The 3284-nt window shown below is 62.4% G+C and carries 3 protein-coding genes and 1 pseudogene; all 4 read left to right on the forward strand.

Going from position 1 to position 3284, the window contains the following annotated elements; all coding sequences use genetic code 11:
* Positions 1 to 252, forward strand: a pseudogene (gene pstB, locus Q0K43_RS10730) (phosphate ABC transporter ATP-binding protein); the annotation flags it as partial.
* A 13-nt stretch (positions 253 to 265) separates the two neighbouring features.
* Positions 266 to 916: a phosphate signaling complex protein PhoU gene (phoU, locus tag Q0K43_RS10735; protein WP_297290520.1), complete on the forward strand. Its 651-nt coding sequence runs from the start codon at positions 266 to 268 to the stop codon at positions 914 to 916.
* A 29-nt stretch (positions 917 to 945) separates the two neighbouring features.
* Complete coding sequence (locus Q0K43_RS10740; RefSeq protein WP_297290521.1) at positions 946 to 1614, forward strand: response regulator transcription factor; 669 nt, start codon at positions 946 to 948, stop codon at positions 1612 to 1614.
* 36 nt (positions 1615 to 1650) lie between these two features.
* Positions 1651 to 3284: sensor histidine kinase (locus Q0K43_RS10745; protein WP_297290522.1), on the forward strand; the 1634-nt coding region annotated here is incomplete at its 3' end.

Genomic DNA, 3284 nt, shown 5'->3' on the forward strand with positions numbered 1-3284 from the left:
CTGCTGATGGACGAGGCCACCTCCGCTCTGGACCCCATCTCCACCTCCAAGATCGAGGACCTGATCGCCGATCTGAAGAAAGACTACACCATCGTCATCGTCACCCACAACATGCAGCAGGCCACCCGTGTGTCCGACAAATGCGCCTTCTTCCTGCTGGGCCAGCTTATCGAGTTCGGCGATACCACCCAGCTCTTCTCGGTCCCCAAGGACAAGCGCACCGAGGACTACATCACCGGCCGCTTTGGTTAATCAGGAGGCTCACATGAGAAAGACCTTTGACGCGGAACTTCAGGAACTGAATTATGAAATGATCGACATGGCCGCCGCCGCCGAGGACGCCATCGACGTGGTGGTGGAATCCCTGGCCTCCAGCGACGATGCCGCCGCCAAGTCCGCGGTGGAAATGACCAAGCACATGGACGAGATGGAGCGGGACATTGAAAACCGCTGCCTGCGGCTGCTCCTCCAGCAGCAGCCGGTGGCCCGGGACCTGCGCACCATCTCCGCCGCCCTGAAGATGGTCACCGACCTGCAGCGCATCGGCGATCAGTGTTCCAATATCGCCGAGATCTCCCTGCTTCTGAAGGAGCAGCAGCAGACCCAGACCCTGGCGGACATCCGCACCATGAGCCAGAAGGCAGGCGTCATGGTGAAGCGGGCTATTTTCGCCTACGTCAACCGGGATACCGACGCGGCCAAGGCGGTGGTCAGCCTGGACGATGAGATCGACCAGCTCTTCCGCACCATCAAGAGCGAGTTGGTGGAACTGATCATGGGCAACCGGGAGGAGGCCGACCAGGCCATCGACCTCATTATCATCGCCAAGTACCTGGAGCGCATCGCCGACCACGCGGTGAATATCGCCCAGTGGGCTATTTTCTGCGTCACCGGCGAGATCCAGCCCCAGGCCTGAGCGGCCAATCTGAAACGGAAGGTGATCCCATGTCCAGATCCATCGTAGTGGTAGAGGACGACGAGAGTATCCGGGAGATGCTCCGCTATTATTTTCAGTCGGTGGGCTATACCGTCCGGCCCTACGAGTCGGGGGAAGCCATGTTTGAGGGCGAGTCCAGCCAAACGCCGCCCGCCCTTTTCATTCTGGACATCATGCTGCCCGGCATGGATGGGCTGGAGATCCTTCGCCGGCTGCGGGAGGGCCGGAACACCGCCGAAGTGCCGGCCATCATGCTCACCGCCCGCTCTGCCGAGATGGACCGGGTGGCCGGCCTGGAAAACGGTGCCGACGACTATGTGGTCAAGCCTTTCGGCATCATGGAGCTGCAAGCCAGAGTGAAGGCCGTGCTGCGCCGCACCCAGCGCCATGACGATCAGGTCCTCACCTGCGGAGATCTGGAGATCGACCCCGCCGGCCGGGAAGTGCGCAAGGGGGGCAAGCTGGTGGAACTCACCTTCAAGGAGTTTGAATTGCTCAAGCTGCTGTGTACCCGCCGGGGCGCGGCTCTCACCCGGGACGAGATCCTCCAGACCGTATGGGACTACGACTACACCGGCGAGACCCGCACGGTAGACATGCACGTCAAGGCTCTGCGCCAGAAGCTGGGCGATGACGTCATTGCCACCGTACGGGGCGTGGGGTATAAAATGCCCTGACAGCTCTTTTTCCATCATCTGCGAGAGGAGCGTATTATGAAAAAACGAATCATCGGCGCAACACTGCTCACCGTGGTGTTCGCCCTGCTGATCTCCAATTTTGTGGGAGTTATGATGTTCCGCAGCCGGGAGATGGACGCCGCCCGCTCCACCCTCCAGGAGCTGCTGGAGCTGATGGACGCCCAGAGCGCCATCACCGAGCCGGAGGCCCTGATGGCACAGTTCCACGCCGCCGCTCCCGACAAGCGGCTCACCATCATCGACACTGACGGCACCGTGCTGGCAGACACCGACGCGGATGCCTCCCAGCTGGAGGACCACAACAGCCGTCCCGAGGTGGCCCAGGCTGAGGCCACCGGCTGGGGCGAGGCGGTGCGCCGCTCGGATACCCTGGGCACCTCCATGTTCTATGTGGCCAAGCGCTTTGCCGACGGTATGATCGGCCGGGCTGCCATGCCCCTGTCCTCCATCAATACTCTGGTTATGGGCGGCGTCTGGGGGTTCCTGATCGCCTCCGTGGCCGCCCTGCTGCTGGCCTTCCTGCTGTCCCACCGCACCGCCAACCGTATCATAACCCCTCTCAACTCGGTAGGCGGCGCTCTCCAGGGCGTATTGGACCGCAAAAAGACACCCGGACTGGAGGATCTTCAGGCCGACGACGAGCTGCGTCCCATCCTGCGCTACATTGACAAGCTGATGGATCAGCTGGGCGGCTACATTCAGTCCATTACCGCCGAGCGGGACAAGGTGGGCCTCATCCTGGACTGCATGGATGAGGGCCTGATCCTGCTGGACGAGAGCGGCAAGGTGCTGGCCATCAACCGGGCCGCCCGTTTCCTGTTCGGTTTCTCCGAGGATGAACAGGACAGCGGTGCCCTGCTGCTCACCCGCAGCCGTCGGCTCCGGGAGGCCATTCAGGAGTGCCAGGAAAAACACACCCCCATCATGCTGGACGTGGATGCCCTCACCGAGGACGCCCGCTCCCTGCGGATGTTCGTCTCCCCCGTCTCCGGCCGGCAGTATGAGGGCCAGGCGGTAGGCACCTCCATCCTGGTATCCGACGTCACCGAACTGAAGAAGGCTGAGGGCATCCGCAGCGAATTTACCGCCAATGTATCCCATGAACTGAAAACCCCCCTGACCAGCATCAAGGGCTTTACCGATATGCTGTCCAGCGGTATGGTGGCCTCCCCCGCCGATCAGAAGCGGTTTATCACCATGATCGGCGTGGAAGTGGACCGGCTCATCGATCTCATCAACGACATCCTCAAGCTGTCGGAGCTGGAGTCGGTGGCCATCGACCAGACCGAGGAGCGCTCTGCTGTGCTGGACGCGGCCCGGGAGACCGCCTCCCTGCTGGAGCCCTCCGCCAAGGCCGCCGGCGTGACCTTAGCCGTAGAGGGTGAGCCCGCCACCGTGGCCGTCCCCATGAGTCGGCTGAAAGAGCTGCTCTTCAACCTGGTGGGCAACGGCATCAAGTACAGCGAGAACGGCGGCAGCGTAATCACCCGCGTCCGGGTACAGGACGGCAAAGCTGTGATCTCGGTGGCGGATCAGGGTATCGGCATCCCCCAGGAAGATCAGAGCCGGGTGTTCGAGCGGTTCTACCGGGTGGAAAAGGGCCGGGCCCGCAAGAACGGTGGCACCGGCCTGGGGCTGGCCATCGTCAA

Origin of the sequence: uncultured Flavonifractor sp. (assembly GCF_944383115.1) — a bacterium.
Taxonomy (GTDB): domain Bacteria; phylum Bacillota; class Clostridia; order Oscillospirales; family Oscillospiraceae; genus Flavonifractor.